This is a genomic window from Formosa bonchosmolovskayae, from assembly GCF_051016085.1.
Lineage (GTDB): Bacteria > Bacteroidota > Bacteroidia > Flavobacteriales > Flavobacteriaceae > Formosa.
Genome location: NZ_CP174605.1, coordinates 2,591,800 through 2,612,021, shown reverse-complemented (window position 1 = coordinate 2,612,021; position 20,222 = coordinate 2,591,800). Strand labels below are relative to the sequence as shown.

9 protein-coding genes are annotated in these 20,222 nt (G+C 34.6%); 4 read left to right on the top strand and 5 right to left on the bottom strand.

Features of this window, described 5'->3' with window-relative positions; genetic code table 11:
- Positions 1-7: 7 nt before the first annotated feature.
- Both ACKC83_RS11145 and ACKC83_RS11140 read right to left on the bottom strand, forming a co-directional pair.
- A complete protein-coding gene (locus tag ACKC83_RS11145; protein ID WP_434035543.1) occupies positions 8-4,183 on the bottom strand; it encodes a two-component regulator propeller domain-containing protein in 4,176 nt (1,391 codons plus the stop codon).
- Positions 4,184-4,732: 549 nt separating this feature from the next.
- Positions 4,733-5,911 carry a response regulator gene (locus ACKC83_RS11140; protein ID WP_434035542.1) on the bottom strand — a complete coding sequence of 393 codons (1,179 nt, stop codon included), beginning with the start codon at positions 5,909-5,911 and terminating at the stop codon, positions 4,733-4,735.
- Positions 5,912-6,080: 169 nt separating this feature from the next.
- Between ACKC83_RS11140 and ACKC83_RS11135 the strand changes: the two genes are divergently transcribed.
- From ACKC83_RS11135 to ACKC83_RS11125, 3 genes are read left to right on the top strand one after another with little or no spacing between them, the layout of a single operon-like run.
- A complete protein-coding gene (locus tag ACKC83_RS11135; protein WP_434035541.1) occupies positions 6,081-9,170 on the top strand; it encodes a hypothetical protein in 3,090 nt (1,029 codons plus the stop codon).
- Positions 9,170-10,387 (top strand): hypothetical protein, encoded by a 1,218-nt coding sequence (locus tag ACKC83_RS11130; RefSeq protein ID WP_434035540.1) that lies wholly within the window; start codon positions 9,170-9,172, stop codon positions 10,385-10,387. The genes ACKC83_RS11135 and ACKC83_RS11130 overlap by 1 nt, the downstream gene beginning before the upstream one ends.
- Positions 10,381-11,898, top strand: coding sequence for a glycoside hydrolase family 2 TIM barrel-domain containing protein (locus ACKC83_RS11125; protein WP_434035539.1), 1,518 nt, complete (start codon positions 10,381-10,383; stop codon positions 11,896-11,898). Before ACKC83_RS11130 ends, ACKC83_RS11125 begins: the two co-directional genes overlap by 7 nt.
- On the opposite strand, the gene ACKC83_RS11120 is transcribed toward ACKC83_RS11125, so the two are convergent.
- The gene (locus ACKC83_RS11120) at positions 11,888-13,105 is read right to left on the bottom strand and encodes a glycosyltransferase (RefSeq protein WP_434035538.1); all 1,218 of its coding nucleotides are present in this window, start codon (positions 13,103-13,105) and stop codon (positions 11,888-11,890) included. The genes ACKC83_RS11125 and ACKC83_RS11120 overlap by 11 nt on opposite strands.
- 103 nt (positions 13,106-13,208) lie before the next feature.
- Positions 13,209-14,468: an oligosaccharide flippase family protein gene (locus ACKC83_RS11115; protein ID WP_434035537.1), complete on the bottom strand. Its 1,260-nt coding sequence runs from the start codon at positions 14,466-14,468 to the stop codon at positions 13,209-13,211.
- A gap of 164 nt (positions 14,469-14,632) precedes the next feature.
- On the opposite strand from ACKC83_RS11115, the gene ACKC83_RS11110 reads away from it, so the two are divergent.
- Positions 14,633-16,693: a tetratricopeptide repeat protein gene (locus ACKC83_RS11110; protein ID WP_434035536.1), complete on the top strand. Its 2,061-nt coding sequence runs from the start codon at positions 14,633-14,635 to the stop codon at positions 16,691-16,693.
- 854 nt (positions 16,694-17,547) lie between these two features.
- On the opposite strand, the gene ACKC83_RS11105 is transcribed toward ACKC83_RS11110, so the two are convergent.
- Positions 17,548-20,133, bottom strand: coding sequence for a DUF6923 family protein (locus ACKC83_RS11105; protein ID WP_434035535.1), 2,586 nt, complete (start codon positions 20,131-20,133; stop codon positions 17,548-17,550).
- Positions 20,134-20,222 lie beyond the last annotated feature (89 nt).

The following is a 20,222-nucleotide window of genomic DNA, read 5'->3' as shown; positions in this document are numbered from 1 at the left end:
AGAAGACCTACTCTTGTTCTGATTCTTTTTTATGATGTTCGATATACTCACTTGGCGTCATCTCATACAATTCACGGAAGGTTTTACCAAAATATGCAGCGGAGTTAAAACCAGACATATGTGTAACTTCTTTAATAGTGTACACGTCTTTAATTAACAATTCTGACGCATATTTTAAACGTATTGTACGAATAAAATTACTTGGGTTTTGTCCAGTTATAGATTGGATTTTTCTGTAAAACTGAGAACGCCCAATACCTATTTCTTTTAATAGATGTTCTAATTTAAAATCGGTATCGCTAATATTATCTAAAATTACCTTTGTTGTTTTCTCTAAAAACGCTTCATCTATAGAGTTTGTAGTCGCCTCATTCGGTGTAATTACCGCACCCAATTTCGAGAATTTTTCACGTATAACGCGTTTCGCTTCTAATAAGTTATCTATTCTAGCTTTTAACACATTTATATTAAAAGGTTTTCCTAAATAACCATCGGCTCCAGTTTTATAGCCTTCAATTCTGTCCTCTTCTAACGCACGTGCTGTTAGTAAAATAACCGGTATATGGCAAGTTTCAAATTCTGATTTAATGTGTTTGCACAATTCAAATCCATCCATTTTTGGCATCATAACATCACTAACCACAATATCTGGGTAATATTTCTGAACTTTTGTTAAGCCCTCTTCTCCGTTAACAGCATCTATAATTTTATAGAATCCGTGGAGCTCATTTTTTAAATGATCACGTAATTCCTTATTATCTTCTACCACTAAAACAGTTGGTAATTTATCTGTATTTACGTCGCTTTCCTTCATAGATGATTCCGAAATATCATCTGAAATAAGCATATCATACTCGATAGATTTCATGGAATTTATTAAGAATTCATCTTTTACAGCAGTGATTTCACTAGTTTCTGCCGTTTTATTAATAGGAATTCTCACCACAAATTTACTTCCTTGGTTAATCTCGCTTTCAACAAAAATTTCTCCGCCATGAAGTTCTACTAATCCTTTGGTAAAGTTTAATCCTATTCCGGTTCCCGTTTTATTAACATCGACATTATAGAATCTAGAGAATATTTTATTAAGTTGTTCCTTATCTAAGCCAATACCAGTATCTTCAACTATAATTTCGACAAAAGAAGACATCTTCTTCTTATTCTGCCCGATTTTACTGGCATATTTATTTTTTTCTGAAACCTGATTGACCGACACTTTAATTTCACCACCGTTATTGGTGAATTTTATGGCATTAGAAATTAAATTAGTTAAGATTTTTTCAATTTTATCGAAATCGAAGAATGTTATTAAGTGATCGGAATTAGAAGTAAAAGAATAGTCTATATTCTTTTTCGAAACTAAGCCTTTAAACAACGAGAAGATATCGTTACTAAACTTTATAATATCGCCTTTTTGCACTTGTAAAGGTGCCATTCCGACTTCCATTTTACGATAATCTAGCAACTGATTAACAAGATATAATAAGCGCCTTGCACTTCTTTGGATGGATAATGCCGACGTCTTAACCAATTCTGGGTCGTTATAACCCGCCACTAATTTATCTAACGGGTTTAAGATTAAAGTTAATGGTGTTCTAAATTCATGAGATACATTTATAAAGAACTCAAGCTTCATTTGATCGAACTCGTGTTCCTTCTCTGAATTAATTCTGTTTTTATAGTATTTCTTGAAGTATAAAAATCCAACGACTCCAACAACTAAATACAGAAGATAAGCATACCAGGTTTTCCATGGTGGTGAATTTAGGTTGAAATTTACAGAGGTTACCGGCGCATCTTCCCACTCGTCGTTAGTAGATGCTTTAACTTTAAAGGTATAATTGCCAGGCTGTAAATTAGAAAAATTAACCACTCTATTGGTTCCTGCTTCAATATAGTCTTCGTCCAGCCCCTCCATTTTGTAAGCATACTTAACCTGCTCCTGATTTTGAAAATGAAGTGCTATAAAATCGAACGATAAATTGGTCTGGTTATAATTAAGCACAATATTACCTGCTTCGGTAATTGGAGATTTTAAAACAAATTTGTTATTAACCGTATCGCCAACATTAATCGCTTTGTTATTAATCTTAAGGGCAGTTATCTTAGGTTTTAATTTTTCTGTTGGATTTATAAAAATATCATTAGGCTTAAATATATTAAACCCATTAATCCCTCCAACAACAATACGACCATCGCGAGTTCTTTCTATAGCCTTACTCTGGTATTCCATGCCCTGAATACCATCGTGCGTATTAAAATTCTTGAATGTTTTGGTTTCAGAACTAAAAAACGACAAACCACTACGCGTTGTAATCCAGAAATCCTTATTTAAATCTTCTATAATTCCCGTCACCAAATTGTTTGGCAAACCATCTTGCGTAAAATACGATTCTAAAAGCTTAAGGTCTTGGTCTAGTTTAAATATACCAATATCCGTCCCCAGCCAAATATTATCTGAACTATCTAGTGTAATATCATTAATCCGATTACCTATAATTCCGTTGATATTTACCTCTTTAAACGTAATCTGTTCTGGAATACTATCCCCTAAATCGTCTAGATCGATATAATTTAACCCTAAAGACGTCCCTACTAAAAGGCGATTATTAGAATCTATTAATAATGAAAACACAAAATTACTTAGTAAGCCACTTTGCCTATCATTTCCTATTTTATAATGATGAAAAATTTCATTTTTACGATCGAAAAGGTCTAAACCTTCGTCTCTTAAACCTAACCAAACGCGACGATTTTCATCTTCTATACCTGTCCAAACCGAGTTTTGTCCGATGGTATTGTCGTTAGAATCCTTATGAAGAAAACGTTTAAACAACTTGGTTTCTGGATCGAATTTACTAACCCCTCCATCTAATGTACACACCCAAATAGCGCCATCGCGATCTTCGAACGTGTAAAGCATTTTATTAGAACTTAAAGACGTTGCATCGTTTGGTTTAAAACCGTAAGCCGTGAATGAATTATCTTCCTCGTTAAAATAATTTAATCCGCCATTATACGCCCCTAGCCATATTCGTCCTTTAGAATCTTGCAAAATAGATTGAACAATTTTCTCGTTTAAACCATTCTCTCGTCCTTCCTGATAATAATAATGACCAAAACTAGATTTTTTAAGATCCAGTTTACTCACACCTTCGTTGTAAGTAGATAACCAAAACACGCCGTTAGAATCTTCTATAACGTCTGAAACCTGATTTCCAGGAAGCGAAAACGGATCTGAAGGATTGTTCTTAATCTGATTTAAATGGTCGTTAATTTTATCGTATATAAAAATACCTGAACCGTCTGTAACAATCCATATCATCCCTGAAGAATCCTGATAAATACTATAAAAAGGTACTCTCTGTTCTGAAAGAGAAATTTTCTTAAACGTATTTGTATCTTTATTCCACAGCACGATGTTGGAAATGTCGTTTCCAATCCAGAAATCATTATCCGCATCGATAAATAAGCGTTTTGGAATGTGGTTTAATTCATATGGCGAATCGCTTTCAATTAATATACGCTCGAAAGTATCCGATTCCGGATTGTATTTATTAAGATGTTGCCCACTGGTTTCAATCCAAATTACACCATCGTTATCCTTTTCAATAATATTTATATTATCGTTATCTAAGCTATTTTCATTTTCAGGGCTGAAAGTGTAATGTGTAGGTTTTAAATTTTTGACATTATAAGTATTTTCATGCAATGGGAGTTTTACCAAACCATGGCTAGTTCCCACCCACAATGTATTCTTACTTTCGTCGTATAGCAGTGTGTTTATAATCTTTTTGGGATTATACGAATTGATAGGCTGATCGTATAAGGTGACGTGCTTAAAGACCTTGGTGTATTTATTGAAAATATTTAGACCATTGTTAGTCCCAATCCACAAATGTCCATTTTTATCTTCCTGAATAACATTAATTCTGTTATTACTTATAGATGTAGAATCGTTTAATATGGGTCTAAAAATCTCGAATTCGTACCCATTATATTTATTTAAACCATCGATGGTTCCGAACCACAGAAATCCTTCACTATCTTGAAACACCTCTAAACAGGTACTACTGGACAATCCTTCTTCTGTATTTAAGTTCTCGAACTTAAGATTGTTAAACTGTCCAAAACTGAAATTACAGCAAAAAAATAAAATTAAAAGGGTTAAATTCTTATTCATCTTATGCTTTTCTATCAATTCTGCAATAATACTAAATTTAAGCAAAAGATAATTTGAGATAGAACTATTTCTTTTATAAAATTCAGTAAGAATTTATTAAAATTCGCCTAAATACGCATTAGACAAACTTGGTAATCAAAGTCTTAATTAAGAAAAAATGTAAGTTTACTCTGTTGGAAAATAAATAATTATAAATATGGTCATTACCTTACAAAACGTGATGTAAGCTCTGGCGATATTTTTAAATTATCGCGCCACAATTCTATTAAAAAATAGATTAATTATAAAGCGTCTAAAACGTAGAATGAACAAAAAAAAATCTCAGATTAATAATTAATCTGAGATTTTTAAAACGAATACAGTTATGAGGTAAGGCCAGGAGATAGCACCGCCACAGATAAAATAGTGACGTCCCCAATACTGTATCGTCCGACAATCTTTGAGTGAATACAAGTAATCTTGACTCTTTAGGTTCGACATTAAGATATCGCCACTAAAACAACTACTCATCCTCTATTCAAAATCATGTCTATCTATATAACTTAGGGATTATGTGGTTTGCAATACTGTTTCTTTGGAGCTAGGATTTTTAACTTTTCGATATACCCAAGCTATTTCTCCCAATTGAAATATTATTTTCGCAGAATCTTTCATAGATAATTTAGAACCATCGGCATGAATCCAGCGTTTAAGAGGTTGTTCGCAAAGTATAGTCTTGGCTTGTTTTAATCCGAAATGCTGACTCATACGTTTAAAGATTTCGACATCAAAGATCCATTGCGTAACAAACTTTTTTCCGAAGGCAATATTTATAACATCTTTTCTAAAGATTTTTGCTCCACATTGGGTGTCTTTAAAATCCATTTTTAAAATGGTTCTGATAATAAAATTAATGCTTAAACTAATTATTTTCCGTGCAGATTCCTTGGTAATATTTGCGCCCATTCTAGAAATTCGAGAGCCACTAACTATTTTAAAATCGGAGGTTTCTATGGTTTTCACTAAATCATCAAAATCGGCTAAATCTGTAGACAAATCGGCATCTAAAAAACCGATATAATCTAAATCTGCTTTCTTCGCCATATGTAGCATGCCTAAGCGTACCGCTTCTGCTTTTCCGCCATTCTTTTCGCAATCGTATACCGTAATAAAATCCTCTCTACCTTTTTGAAGATTATAAAGCACTTCTAAAGTTTTATCCTTACTCCCATCGTTTACAAAACATAAATGATACCCAGAATGTTTATCTATATAACTAATAAATTCTTCACTCAATAAACGCTCTTCTTCATTATAACACGGGATAACAACACCAACACAACGTTCCTGAATAACAACATGGCTTGCAGACACCATACTTTGCACTTCCGGAGCACCAATTAAGCGCTTTACACGTGCACTTATTTCGTTAAGACTCAGCGGTTTTTTCATATAATCGTTAATCCCTAAGTCGAAACCTTCTGTAATTGTATCGTCTGTTGTATTTCCAGACAAGACCATTATAGGCGTTTCTGCTCTATAAGATTGTCTTATATGTTTTACAATATCCAACCCTGAAACAAACGGCATATTAACATCTACAATAACCAAATCTGGATTAAAGGTATCATAAGCAGTTATACCTTTTTGTCCATCGACTTCTATCCGTACCTCATAACCTAATTCGGATAAGCGCTTTTGTAAAGGAAGTAAAACGAGCTGTTGATCGTCTATGGCTAAAATCTTCATAATACCTGATTTTATTGGTTTAGTTACTTCAAAAGTACTTTAGAAGCGCGTCGTAAAAATCTAATTTAGTTTAACCTACCTCCTTATATCGACGAATGGCGGATTGCTGTAGATGATTAAAAAAGAAAGCCCTACTTAATTTATTTATCTTTACCGTACTGATAATTCAATGAAAGAAACCTCAAACAAATACTTAATCGTCGCAATCCTATTAGGACTTGCATTTCATGGTAGTGCCATATTTTTTACTTTGGAAACCACATACGATGCCTTAATACATCTGTTTTTTGCAGATCATTATTCACAAAGTTGGTTCGAGCCTTGGAATTATAAATGGTACACAGGATTTACCGTACAAAGCTATCCGCCTTTAGTACATCAATCTATAGCGTTATTGTCTTTGATTGGAGGCTTAAAGTTTGGAATGTTTAGTGTGGCTCTTATAGCTATTGCTTTATTTATTACTGGTGTTTATCGTTTTTCCTTAATGATGACGGCCAACAAAACAGTAGCTGGTTATGCTACCATCTTGGCTGTGTTTTCATCTTCCTTCATAGAAACCCTTCATATATTTGGCCAATTACCCAGTATTATTGGTGTCTCTGTATTAATGCATGCCTTACCAGAAATTTACCTGTGGCTAAAAACAGGTAAACGCTGGTACTTGGCCACCTCGCTATCTTTAATTGCTGTTACTGTAACCTCACACCATGTTACGCCTATTTTTGGCATGATATTTTTTATATTCCCATTAATAGGTATGGTTATTATGGATGTCTCTCGCGAGCAGGTTGACAGTATAAAAGAAGTAACGTTTAATTTGTTTTTAAATAGTTTTTTCAAGCTGTTTAAGCGCATTTTAAGTTTTGGTCTATTATCGCTTGTATTAATTATAGGATGTATACTGCCGTATTGGTTAAACTCGAAAGCAAATCCCATAACTCAGGTGCCTATTCCGCACGGATCGCGAGATAATTTTCTAGAAGTGACATCGTCTGGATTGGTTTTCTTTTTAATTCCTTGGGGTATTTTACTAGTACTATTGCCTTATATATTTTACAGATATTATAGCAAACGCTATTTGTTTTTTGGCTTGTCGGTTACCATTTGCACCATATTAGGTACAGGGGGAACCACATCTATTCCGTTAAAAATGTTAGGTGAGACAGCCTTTAATATTTTAACTTTAGATAGGTTTACGCTTTGGGCTTCCATATTATCTATCCCGATAATGGGTGAATTTGCCTATCGTTTTGTTGAAGGTGATTTAAAAACGCTAATCCAATCAAAATTTGGAGCCGTTTACCACAGAATTATTGGTGGAATACTTGCTGGTCTTATGGTATTTATGGTGATTTTTACTATGAGCTTAAACTATTTCAGACCTTCGCAACCACAGAAAATAAAAATGCTTCCTATTGTGAATTTCTTAAACCAAGACGATCACGATAAATGGCGTTTTTTAACGCTTGGTTTTGGCGACCAAATGGCTTGGTTAAGTGCTCAAACCAATGCCATGACCGTCGATGGCAATTACCATTCGGCCCGACGTCTTCCAGAATTAACCACACGCCCAATAGAACGTTTAGAAAATTCCAAATTTAAAGGCGTTGCCGGGATCGGTTCCTTACAGCAATTTTTAACTACCCCAGAAAAATACAATCTCAAATATATTTTTTCTAACGATAAGTTTTACGATCCTATTTTATATTTCTGCGGATGGCAACGTTTACGGCAGTTAGAAAATGGAATTATGGTTTGGGAGCGTTTAAACATTCCGCCGGTATCCTCTATTTTACCCAAGGAAGATGTCGCGAAATGGTTAAAAATTCACTGGGGCATTGTTCCTTTTTTAACCGTTTTGGTAGCCTTTGTGTTAAACATACAGATGTTCTGGGTAAACATGTTAAAAACGCGCTTTAAACCTTTACCTGATTTTTTAAAATATCCAGTGGCCTATACTAAATTTAACAAGACAGTACTGCGTATTACCCATGTATGGTCCCTATTACTCGCAATTGTGGTTTGTTACAGTATTTATATGTTTTACTTAAAAAATGATACGCAACGCAGTCCTGAACATGCCATTATCGCATATTATGACGCCCTCGATTTTAAAAATTTTGAAAAAGCGCACAGTCTAATCGATCCCGAAATCGACATGCCAATTGCACAATATATGTTGGAAATCTCGGTTACCGACGGCTTGCTTAGTAGTTATGCGAAAATGGATGCCATTACAACTGAAATTACCACGCTAAACGATAGTACCGTATCTGCGAAAGTGATTACGCAATGGATAACACCTCTCGAAAAAATTGAAAAAGTAGATTATAAGTCCTTATCCAAACATAAAGGAAAATGGTACATTCACGCAGACGATTTAAATCACGATCTGCCACCAGATCAATTGTATTCAGATCGCGCTATAACCTATTTCAATCAGGGACGGCGCCGTATTACCACAGAGCAAACCCATCATGAAGATATATTAAAACAACCCGTTTTAGAAGTTCTTTCGGCAAAATTGGTACACCACAACGGGAGTTATGCTATTATTGGTGAAATACAAAATATAGATAATGTTCCTGCAGATGTGGTTTTAAAAGGAACGCTATACAATAACGCGAATACACAACTGGCCACATACAATGCCAAGTACCACGTTAAACATAAATTAATGCCTAAAGAATCGAGTAGTTTCCGGATTAATTTTGAAGGCATTGCTTGGTCTAAAACTCAAGATTCTATTCCCGAAACTTTTAATCCCGATGAATTTACACCTGTAGCTTTTGAAGAGCAACCTACTAAATTTAACTTGCAAGTCGCAGGAAATGTCACCGGATCCGATTTGTATAAAAAAGGTGTACTAAGCGCGCTAACTATTAATAAAGAAACCATACACGGGAATTTGTTTAACAGTGGTGCTCAAGAAATAACAATACCTCAACTATTAATCACGTATTACGATGCGAATAAGACTATGGTTTGGGTAGATCATCTATTTTTAAAAGCAGGTATTAGGCAACAGCGAAAACAAGATTTTGAATATCAGTTATTAAAAGCGGGGTCCACAGAAATTATAAATACAGATATATCTAATATTTTTGTAAATGGTTTACCCAATGCAGATATAGCTTCTAAAATTGTTCCAGAAAGAATTAAAAATCATAATAACGAACATTTACAACCTATTAATCATCCGGATTTTTGTTATATTAAAATAGAATTAAACACCTATCTAGGCAACCCAAACTAATGCTTTTGAAACGAACATACATATTCTTTTTAGGACTGATTTTATTATCATCGTTCGCTGTAGCACAAGAACATGCCACAGATATTGCAATACATAAAATAACAGCAACAACCGAGTATGAAGTTGGCACACCTGTGATTTTAGAATTCACAGCTTCGGCAGAAAAAAACCCATTACTTTATTGTACAAGCAGTTTTGGATCAACTTTAGTGTCTTCTACATATAACAACAATACACTTCAATATATAATTCCAGAAAACATATGTAATAAAATTGGAGTTGTAAACTGGACATTAGTAGACGGTACACATTCCATTTCTGGGCATTTCAATATAACTCCTAAGGCGGAAGTCGCCAAGATGGAAACTTATATCGGTCCGCCAAGTATAGAAGCTGGTGGCACAGATTACGCTATGCTAGTAATTATTCCAACGGACTCGTTAGACAATCCAGTACCCGAAAACACGCTAGTAAACACAAAATATCAGTTTTTAGATACAGAAGTGCAAGAGCCTATTTTTACAAAAAACATAATTGCATATAAAAACATATATTCTAAAAAAGAAAGCGGACGCCTATTAGTGGCTTCAGAAAGTTTAGGTGTAAACAGTAAAGAATTTACCCTAAATGTCTGGGCAGCCATTCCCACAGCATTCACCATTTCTGCCACGCGCCCCCATGCCTATGCCGATGGCAATCAGATTACAACCTTTAGCACCTCGATACTAAAAGACATGCACGGCAATGTGGTTAGCGATGGGACTTTTGTTACCTTTTTTATTACCAACAGCGCAGGAAATATTCTTAAGACAATAGGGAATACCATTTCAGGGGTGGCACATGCAAAGATGATTCATCCAGATTTTCAAGATCAATGGCAGATTAGGGCAACTGTAGATGGCATGTCCGAAAGCCAGTTGCTTACATTAGACTACAAGCGTGTCATCGAAGATTTCGAAGTTACTTTTTCAAATCATAATCGCGATATTGTAGTTGGTCCATTACAGAGCTTTATGCAACAAATGATTCCCGACGGTTTACAGGTAGATCTTTTAATTTACAAAGACAATACGTTTGTACACCGCGTAACTAAAACATCTTTTAATGGCTATGTTAACTTTCATTTAAAGCCTGCAATCTATGCCAACCAAATCTATACCTTCCGTGTTGAAACCGCTGGAATAGGCAAAACATTTAATGATAAAAAACTATGGTAGGTCTTAATAAAAACATACTCCGATCCATTATAATCCTCTCCTATATTATGATTACTGCCTTAATACTTTCTGGCATAAGTGCCCTTTTTAGTTATCTAAATACAGGTGCCGACAGAAGTAGCATGCTACATACCGAAATACAAAAGGTAGCACAATACACACCAAAACTTACTTGGACACCGATACAAAATGAAGGCCGACACATGGATAACCAAAATCTAACAGCCTTACAAAACGATTATTTAGATGCTTGGTACGTTAAACACATTGCTTATAAAACCAATAAAACAGCCGGTATAAAAGATTATTATACAGATAGTGCTAGAAGGCATTTATACGATTTTATCGCGTTAAATAAAGCCGAAAATATTACGATTGATGCCACCACATTAAGCCATAATCCAACCTTAGACTTTTTTAGTGAAGACGGCCAATTGGCAGTAATAACAGATAGAGATGTCGTAGAATATAAACGCGTTTTTAAAGACCATAAACTTGTTTTAGAAACCACTGAAACGGCTACCTATAAAATCGTATTTTTATTAGAAGATGGCTTTTGGCGCATTCGCCATTTGGTTAAGGAAAATCAAGCTACTTTTAAAGCAGAAACATCCAAAGTTGAAACAAAAAGCCTAAGTATTAAAGGGATTAATTATTATCCCAAAGACACGCCATGGAATATGTTTGGCGACGAATTTTCTATAGAGATAATTGCAAATGATTTTAAAATTATAAAACAGGCCGGTTTAAATACCGTAAGACTATTTGTGCAATATGCAGATTTTGGTAAAGCAGAGGTTAAACCTGAAAAACTAGAAAAATTAAAACAGACGCTAGATCTTGCCGAGGCAGCACATTTAAAAGTAGTGCTCACTTTATTTGACTTTTATGGCGACTATTCCGTTTTAGATTGGTCATTAAACCAAAGGCACGCCAGCATTATAGTGAACACCTTTAAAAATCACAATGCCATTGTTGCTTGGGATATTAAAAACGAACCTAATCTGGATTTTGAATCGAGAGGAAAATCTAATGTGGTAGCTTGGTTAGATGCCATGATCCATGTAGTAAAGTCTACAGACACCATACACCCTGTAACTATTGGTTGGTCTAATGTAGCGAGCGCTTCAATTTTAAAAGATAAAGTAGACCTCGTATCGTTTCATTATTACGAAGATTTAGATGCATTAGATCAAGCTATAAAAACATTAAAGAAAAAAATTCCTAATAAGAAATTGGTATTACAAGAATATGGTATATCCTCTTATAATGGGATTTGGAAACCTTTCGGATCTTCGGAAGAAGATCAAGCAAATTATCATAAAAAAATTCAAGATATTATTGCTAAAAACGACTTAGAGTTTATGTCTTGGACACTTTACGACTTTACAGAAATACCAAAGGAAGTCGTTGGACGACTTCCTTGGAGAAAAAATATTCAGGAACATTTTGGGTTTATTAGGCAGAACGGGGACCGCAAACCTGCTTTTAAACACATGGCTAAACCATAATGTTTTCTTTTTCTTTATTTTTTACTACATACTTCTTTTCAATTATAGTTTTAAAGGTATCTAAATACATCTCTGCAATTTTAGACATAGGATGTGCCGTTGCCGCCTTGTAATTCATTTCTCCCAACCCGATTCTATAACTGCTATTGGTTACTATAACTTCAATTGCATTTGCTAAACTTTCTACACTAGTCGGATCAAAAAACTCACCTTCATACCCTTCATCTTGAACCAATAGCGCTAAGTCTCCTAAATCTGGCATAACCACAGCTTTTCCATAACTTCCTGCTTGATGCAAAACTCCAGAGCTTCCCGTTGTTGCAGTATATGGAAAGACTACAACGGCACTTTCATTAAATAATTTTGCAACTTCGTCTTCTTCAACATAACCCGTAAATCTCACATTAGACAGGTGTTTATAAGCCTCTTTTACTTGGTCTAAGTAACCAGGAACATTGGGATTATCTGTTCCTGCAATAACAACTTCTAAATCTAAATTGGTTCTTTCTCTTACCAATTCTACAGCTTCAATCATCCCTTCTACTTTCTTATAGGTTCCAAATTTTCCAAAGGTCATTATTTGCATAGGACCTTCCGGCAGACTATAATTAGGGGCTTCAGGGGTTTCGAAAGTACCGTGTGGTATTAATTTAATATTTGTAGATAAGTATTTAACTTCTAAGATATCAACATATTTTTGCATGGTTACAGCAACCATATCGGCTTGTAGAATTAATTTAGTTAACCTAGTCCCTATCGCACCATACATTTTTTGCATGATTTTATTTGATGTAAAACCTGCTCGTCCCAAATCTACTTCTTCTAATATATTATGAAGCAGTACTATACTAGGAATCTTTTTTAACTTACAAACTAAAGGTAGCATAAGTCCTAAGGCAGCCGGAATTTTCTTGTCGCCAAACTTCATAAACTGTAAATTAAACAATACTCCACCTGGCTGCGTTGCATTAATAGCTTTAGTAACCGTAATTAGGTTGGTATAACTATTAAACTCCCAACATGATTTAACAGTGATCTTACAACCTTCTTCGGTAAATTCTAAATCCTTTTCACCTTCAGTTTTATCCGTTAACAATATCAGCTCAGTAACCATTTGTTTTTGTCTAAATTGTTTTACTAAATGAAAAGCATATTCATTTAAGGTTACTTTACTTGGAGGATACGCAGTTACTATTGCTAATTTCATTTGATGAGTTAATTTTAATTGTAGTACAAATTTGAGTTTAATCTGTATATAAATTGTCTATTTACTGATGGAGGGTAATTTACTGTAGACGAATGGTAACTTGCTATAGATTAAGTCTTTTACGACTTAAAACCTTGTAATCCAGCACAAACCACCCCAGTTGAATGCTTAACAATAAGGCCATAGCTAAAATTTGCATATGCACCACCTGCTCTAAGCTTTCATGAAACCAAATCACTAAACACATTTGAAGAAGTCCGAACAGACCAGAAATTATTACGGGGATATACTGTGCTAAAGACAAATAGTAATAGGCGAAAATATTAGATACCGCAAACAAACCCGTAGCTAAGGCATATTTCCACAATAATGGCGCTACCGATATATAACTTTTCCCGAACAACAATGTAATTGCCGTTTCTGGAAATAAAGCGGTTACGCTCACAATACCAAAAGCTATTATTGCAATGTAACTCACATATTTAAATAAAATAGGAGCTGTTTCTTTACCTTCTTTTTTTAACTGTACAACCGTTGGCAATAACAACATAACAAACATCCAAGCGACAAAATACACGATACGACCAATTAAAGCTAGTGAGGCATATAGACCTGCTTCGTACGATTCGAAATAATGTTTTACTAATAAAATATCGCTATTATTTATAATAATTTGAGTGAGTTCGTAAAACGCGGTTAAGATAAAAAAGTGCTTTATTTGTTTACTATGTGTACTATTCACAAACGTCTTTATAAAAGATATATGTTCGGTTTTAAGAGGAAATAATCCTATAATAAATGAAACAAAAATACCGATAGCGATGGTTACAGAAGATTGTAAATTGAATAGAAAAATAAGTCCTAATGTAACTAGCAGTCTACTTAACATTTCTCCTTGATAAGTTATAGACAATGCTTTAAAATTTTGCTTACCCTGAAAAACACCTCTATTTACGCTCATGATAAAATACAAGGGAACACCTAAGCCAAAAACCACAAACATACTGGACGATGTGGTATGAAACACTTGTTGCAGTTGTTTAGAAAAAACAACAGTAAGCGCTCCTAAAGCTACACCTACCCAAACCGCATTTTTATAAATACTTGCAATAAAGCAACTAAACACCGCTGCTTCTAATTCTACCGAAAATTTGGCTGTAACTAACTGAAATGTCATCGCCACAAAAGACAATACCAACAATAAAGTAATTAGCACTGCGGCATCTGCAAATTGTGCTGGACCTAACAACCTACCAAGAATAAGATTATAGAAATAGTTACCACCATTCACAGCTAAAACACTAAGCATAAACACTTGTTTGGCTTCTATTTTTTTGTTCTTTAAAATTGAAATGACCTGCATGGTTTGTTACAAATTTGGAGTTAACTAATTCGTTATTAATTTAATTTCTGCTACAAATATCTTTCTATAATCACTCAATGGCAGATCAATTTCGATGAGTGGACAATTGCTGTAGATGAATAAAGCAACCTCTATGCTTAACTTGTAGTATCAAAAATCACGATATGAAACTCAAATATTATTTACCGTTATGTTTAGCTTTTTTTAGTCTTTTGGGATTCTCTCAAAATATGCAAGAAGGCTTTACCTATTTAGAAACTGGACAATACCAAGCCGCCGAGTCTTTCTTTAAAACGGTGTTAGAAGATTATCCTAATAACAAAACAGCGCGGTTGTGTTATGGCCGAGCAGTAGGATTACACAACAGCCCGGAACAAGCAGAAGTATTATTTGAGAATCTTTTATATGATTTCCCTAACGATTTTGAAGTTAAACTTAACTACGGGGAATCTTTATTATGGAATAGTAAATTTGAAAAAGCTAAAACGTATTTCAATGTTTTAATACAAGAAGATCCTAAAAGTTTTCCTGCGCTATTAAGTTATGCCAACACCTTATCTAATTTAAAAATGTACGAAGACGCATTAATCTATGTGGACAAGGCTTTAGCTGTTTCACCAGGAAATCCGAATGCACTAACATCTAAAAAGTATATGTATTTGGGGTATGCCTACCAACAACAGCAAGCACAGAATTACGATGAAGCGGAACATTTACTATTAGAAAACCTTACTCTTTTTAAGGACGATGGAGACACGCAAATCAATTTGGCTAACTTATACCTTATTGCAAATAGATTGGATGATGCTACTACAGTATACCAAACCTTGGAAGCAAATCCAGAATATAATATAACCGGTCTAAACGGGTTGGCTTTAGTAGCACATTTAAACGAAAATGATCCCGAAGCCTTAGAATTTAGCGAACTGGCCTTCTCTAAATTAAATATAGATAGTGATGCTAAAATAAAACAAGCAACAACAGAACGCTATATTCAGGCTTTAATCTGGAATAGAAAATATGCCGAAGCCAACACTCAAATTTCCAATTTAATAGAAACTAATCCTAATGAAAATTGGGTTCTAGCCTTAAGAGCGACTTTAAACATTTATAAAAGTGATTTTAAAGAAAGTGTTGCTGATTACAACCGTATTTTAGAAAACGATAGTACATCGTTCGACGGAAACTTGGGAAAAGCTAATGCTTTAAAGGCTTTAGGGTATTATGATGATGCTTATATCTCGGCAGAAAATACATTGTCTTTTTATACCAACCAGAAAGATGCGAGTCAGTTTATTAAAACTCTAAACACCAGTTTTACACCATCTTGGGAGACTAAATCATACTATTCTTTCGATAATGGAGACAATAAAGCTTATGCCATACAAACAGGTATAGAGATTCCAACCTCAACTAAATTAAAATGGTTAGCGAGTTACGGATACCGTTCTACCAGTAATAAGGTTACGGATAACGAAGCACAATCCAACAATTTTTCTTTAGGGCTAAGCTACCAAATTTTACCCAACATAACCTTTAAAGGTGTTGGAGGTATCACTGCCGCCAAAGCCAGCACTAATGACTACACCCATTTTGTTACCGACGTATCTTTTAATATTAAACCTTACAAACTACAAGTTTTGGATATTGGCTACAAGAGAGAGATACAAAATTTTAACGCAGAATTATTAGATCGTGAAATTGTTATGAATCACGCCTATGCCAATTATAACCTAAGTACTAATTTTAAACTGGGATGGTTTACACAATATTTTTACACGTGGCAAAGCGACGATAACGCTAGAAACCTATTGTTCACGTCTTTGTACTACAATCTTTTTAATAAACCCGCTTTAAAAGTCGGATTAAACTACCAATACATCACCTTTAAAAATCAAGTGCCAGACATTTATTTTAGTCCAGAATCCTTTAATGCTTTCGAAATCTTTGCGAACGTTATTAAAAACGAAGAAACGACTAAGCCAAAATCATGGTTTTACGAGCTTACTGCTGCGACAGGTTTTCAATACATTGAAGATGATAGTAGCCAAATGACATATCGTATACAGGGAAAACTAGGTTATAAATTTACCGAACGTGCCATGCTAAATCTTTATGGCACTCAGAGTAATATTGCTTCGGCAACGGCAGCTGGTTTTAATTATAGCGAAATCGGACTTCGTTTTAAATGGTATTTGTTCGACAAACCTCTATTTAGAAAATAATGTATTGGGTTGCTCTTAGTACATACTTAAACCCATCACAATATAATTTGGCGCCTGGAATATTTCAAACATACTTTAAGCGGACCTATTCAACATAAAAGCTACATATTATTTTACATGTAGCTTTTTTTACATTCTGGAATATAGCAATCCCAAATCTCTACTAACACCCACTCTTTTACTTGAGTCTGGAACTCGTTTCATTTATAAGAAACCTTTATCCATTCTATTTATAGTATTTAAAGTTCTAAGCATGGTTCCCACATTTAGAATTCTATTTCAACAGACTACAAAACAGTGCTGTAGCACTTCAAATTACACATGTATATCACAGCTATTTTACTAATTAAATCTGCTCTAATTGTCTGTTCATACTACACACGAGTACCTCATAACACTTGTTTGAGTATCAACCACACTTTAAGCACAGCCTTGGTCCACACAATAACCAAACGAGAAACCAGATACGTTACAACAACTTAACGCACTACATCTTATCCCAACTATTTTCAAGTGTATTATTAACTGAATGAGTTTCCCTCTAAGGAACCTCCTAATCCCGTGCTTCTACTCTATTTATAATGTCCATCAAGTGCCTTTAAGGCTACCGATGCTCTTCTCAACTTTGCTTATAAAAGGAGGGGGTAACTTCGGTAATTAACCTAATATAACTAGCAAGATCTATACATATGGAAGTATAACTTCTAAACATCCTGATTTACTCCCAAATCATGGCGATTACCTGTTGGCTTACACTATATTATAGTGATATTAACAAACAAATCAACCTTTAAAAACAAAAAAGGCAAAAAACCGAAGTCTTTTGCCTTACCACTAGAATAATCTGCTATTAATTAATTCACGAGTAGTTTTGTGGTTTTGTATTCAGTGAATTTACTTCTCACTTGACAGAAATATAAGCCTGAGGCTAAATTAGATCTGCTTAATAGAATTTCGTTCTTACCTGTTTTAGCTTGGAATGGAATTTCTCTTACTAGCGCTCCCAACTGATTGTACACGGCCAAGGTTACGCTTTCAGATTGTTGAGCTGTAAAGTGTATACTCGTTCTTGTTTGCATAGGATTTGGCACAGCTACAGGATTTAATAACTCTTCTTGGTTAACATTCCCTAAAGATAAGGTTTCACTAGTAGAGAAGCGTAACTGCTGTAAATCCATTACTTTTGTTTCTTCAGTTCCGTTTTCTGCTAACATAGTAAACACTAAGGATGTAATATCTGTAACCTTTAAAGGTGACCCGTTAATCGATTCGAAATCTGAAAAAGGCAAACTAAAATCGTTTAAGTTATCTGATAAAGAAACACTTGTTTTGTACTGAGTTTCCCAATTTTCTACACTTTCTTTTACCAATCGAACAATTAGGGTTCCGGTTCCCTTAGCCTTAAATTTTAAGCTATTGTAAGCTGTTAGGTCTATCGGATTAAATTTTGGTGTAAGCGCTCTATAAGCCGCGATATATTCGCTTGTAGTCGCCTCCAAACTAATATTACGTTCTATGGGATATTCATCACTTTCAAACACATCGTGATTCGCTTCTACAGCATAATGCGTAACTGTTGTGGTTGGCGCAGCATCATCGTAACCCCAAGGCCCATCAGACATAAATAAATCGTCTGGCGTTTCAATACCATCTCCTATTCTAAATCCGATATCGAATAAATTTCCTGCATCTACTTCAATTGAAGACATGTAATTTCCGTTTAAATCTATACTTGTCGACACATAATCTAAAATATCGGTTTCTGTCATTCTTAAACCGCCATCGAAAGCCACTTTAGTACTTCTATTAGTATTAATAATTTCTAGATTTAGCAAACCATTATGGTATGTTCCTTTTTTTACAAATACTGTAGGTGGTGTAGAATTGTTGTAACTAGAGACCGGTTTTACCACTTCCATTAATCGGATAGTTTCTTCGCCTAGTACTATTAAATCGTCTAAAGAACTAGACCATATTTGAAAATTATAGAAGCCAACGTTACTTTCATATTTATCTAAATTCCAATGGCTCTCTACTCCAAACGCATTACCGCTGTTAATTGTCTTTACCGAAAAACTTAAAACAAACTCTAAGGAACCATCAATATTTCTAATTAAAGCTTTTATAAATTGTTGTTCTTTAATTTCTATAGTTGATACCGATAATAATTCTGCACCTAATAATCTGTCGCAAATATATTTGGTATGCTCGTAGACTCCATTAGTGGTTTCTAAGACTAATACCGAAGCTACCGCTTCATCTTTTCGAATATAATCTACGGCATAAACATTTGTTGCATTGGTAATCCCTACTAAATCTGATGGTGAAGATTCTATAACAACATCTTCGTTTATCACTTCTAAAGGCACAAAATCTGATAATTGTATAGCGCCTCTAGATGTTGCCATATTAGCATACCGAGATGTTTTTGTTACCAATTTAGCTGTCGATTTATCGAATTTATAACTGCTTTTCGTTCTATTAAAATTTCGTTTACTAATCTTATCGGCCAATCTGTTATTGCTTTCTAATCCGCCTGCATTTCCGCTAGATGCGGTACTTTGCTCTAGCACTGGACATCCAGAATAACCAGAACAAGAAGGATCTTCACAGTCTATTAATCCGTCGCCATCATCGTCAATTCCATTATCACAAATCTCTTGAGCCACTGGAGCCGTAGGACAACGCGCTCCATCGTTACTCGCACTAGAAGGACCAAAGGCAAACAAATTAGATACCATTGCATTTACACCGGTTAAGTCCTGTACTTTCTGAATCATGTAAATGGTTCCTGTCTGATTGGCCGACACATAAAATCGTCCGCTAGCATCAAAATACACAGCACCATACGTATAATTCAAGCCCGTTAAAACAGGAATCACACCTAAAGGAAAGGCATTACCATTTTCAGGGTCTATTCTATATAAAATGTTAGTCTTTTTCTCGACCGCGTATAAATAGCCATCGACAGCATTAAATGCCCAATCATGAATATTGATATTCAGAGATAAATTATCTGTCCCTATGTATTTAGTGTAATTTTCAGATTCGGGATTCAAGTCTATTTTATAAAACGTCTTACCGCCACCCTTAAGATAATACATACCATCTGTATTAATATCGCCTACATAGCGGTTAGATTCAGGCAATTCGTTAATCGTGTAAATCGTAGTATTAAAGTTTTTTCCGATACGAACAATAGATTTCTGAGGACTAGTTAACGATCCCCAAATAAATCCATCTGCAGGATTATATGCGGTTGCATTGATATTTCCTTCGGTAATATCGGTTGCGACAGTATAAGAATTTCCAGATGCTAAATCTACAGCATACACATCATTGTACTGAAACAAATAGGCACTATAATCGCAATTAAACGGTGCATCTTGTGCATATGCAGTAAAGCCAAAAAGCAATAAAATAAGTAAAAGTCTATTCATGATATAATGGTTTATATCACAAAGGTATACGCGAAGTCTCGCCAATTATTTAATTTTCGTTTGATGAAAACGAAGTGTAGACGAATGGT

Excerpts from the sequence above, each read along its gene's own strand:
- ACKC83_RS11145 (WP_434035543.1), bottom strand. The coding sequence starts at position 4,183 with ATGAATAAGAATTTAACCCTTTTAATTTTATTTTTTTGCTGTAATTTC.
- ACKC83_RS11140 (WP_434035542.1), bottom strand. The coding sequence starts at position 5,911 with ATGAAGATTTTAGCCATAGACGATCAACAGCTCGTTTTACTTCCTTTA.
- ACKC83_RS11135 (WP_434035541.1), top strand. The coding sequence starts at position 6,081 with ATGAAAGAAACCTCAAACAAATACTTAATCGTCGCAATCCTATTAGGA.
- ACKC83_RS11130 (WP_434035540.1), top strand. The coding sequence starts at position 9,170 with ATGCTTTTGAAACGAACATACATATTCTTTTTAGGACTGATTTTATTA.
- ACKC83_RS11125 (WP_434035539.1), top strand. The coding sequence starts at position 10,381 with ATGGTAGGTCTTAATAAAAACATACTCCGATCCATTATAATCCTCTCC.
- ACKC83_RS11120 (WP_434035538.1), bottom strand. The coding sequence starts at position 13,105 with ATGAAATTAGCAATAGTAACTGCGTATCCTCCAAGTAAAGTAACCTTA.
- ACKC83_RS11115 (WP_434035537.1), bottom strand. The coding sequence starts at position 14,468 with ATGCAGGTCATTTCAATTTTAAAGAACAAAAAAATAGAAGCCAAACAA.
- ACKC83_RS11110 (WP_434035536.1), top strand. The coding sequence starts at position 14,633 with ATGAAACTCAAATATTATTTACCGTTATGTTTAGCTTTTTTTAGTCTT.
- ACKC83_RS11105 (WP_434035535.1), bottom strand. The coding sequence starts at position 20,133 with ATGAATAGACTTTTACTTATTTTATTGCTTTTTGGCTTTACTGCATAT.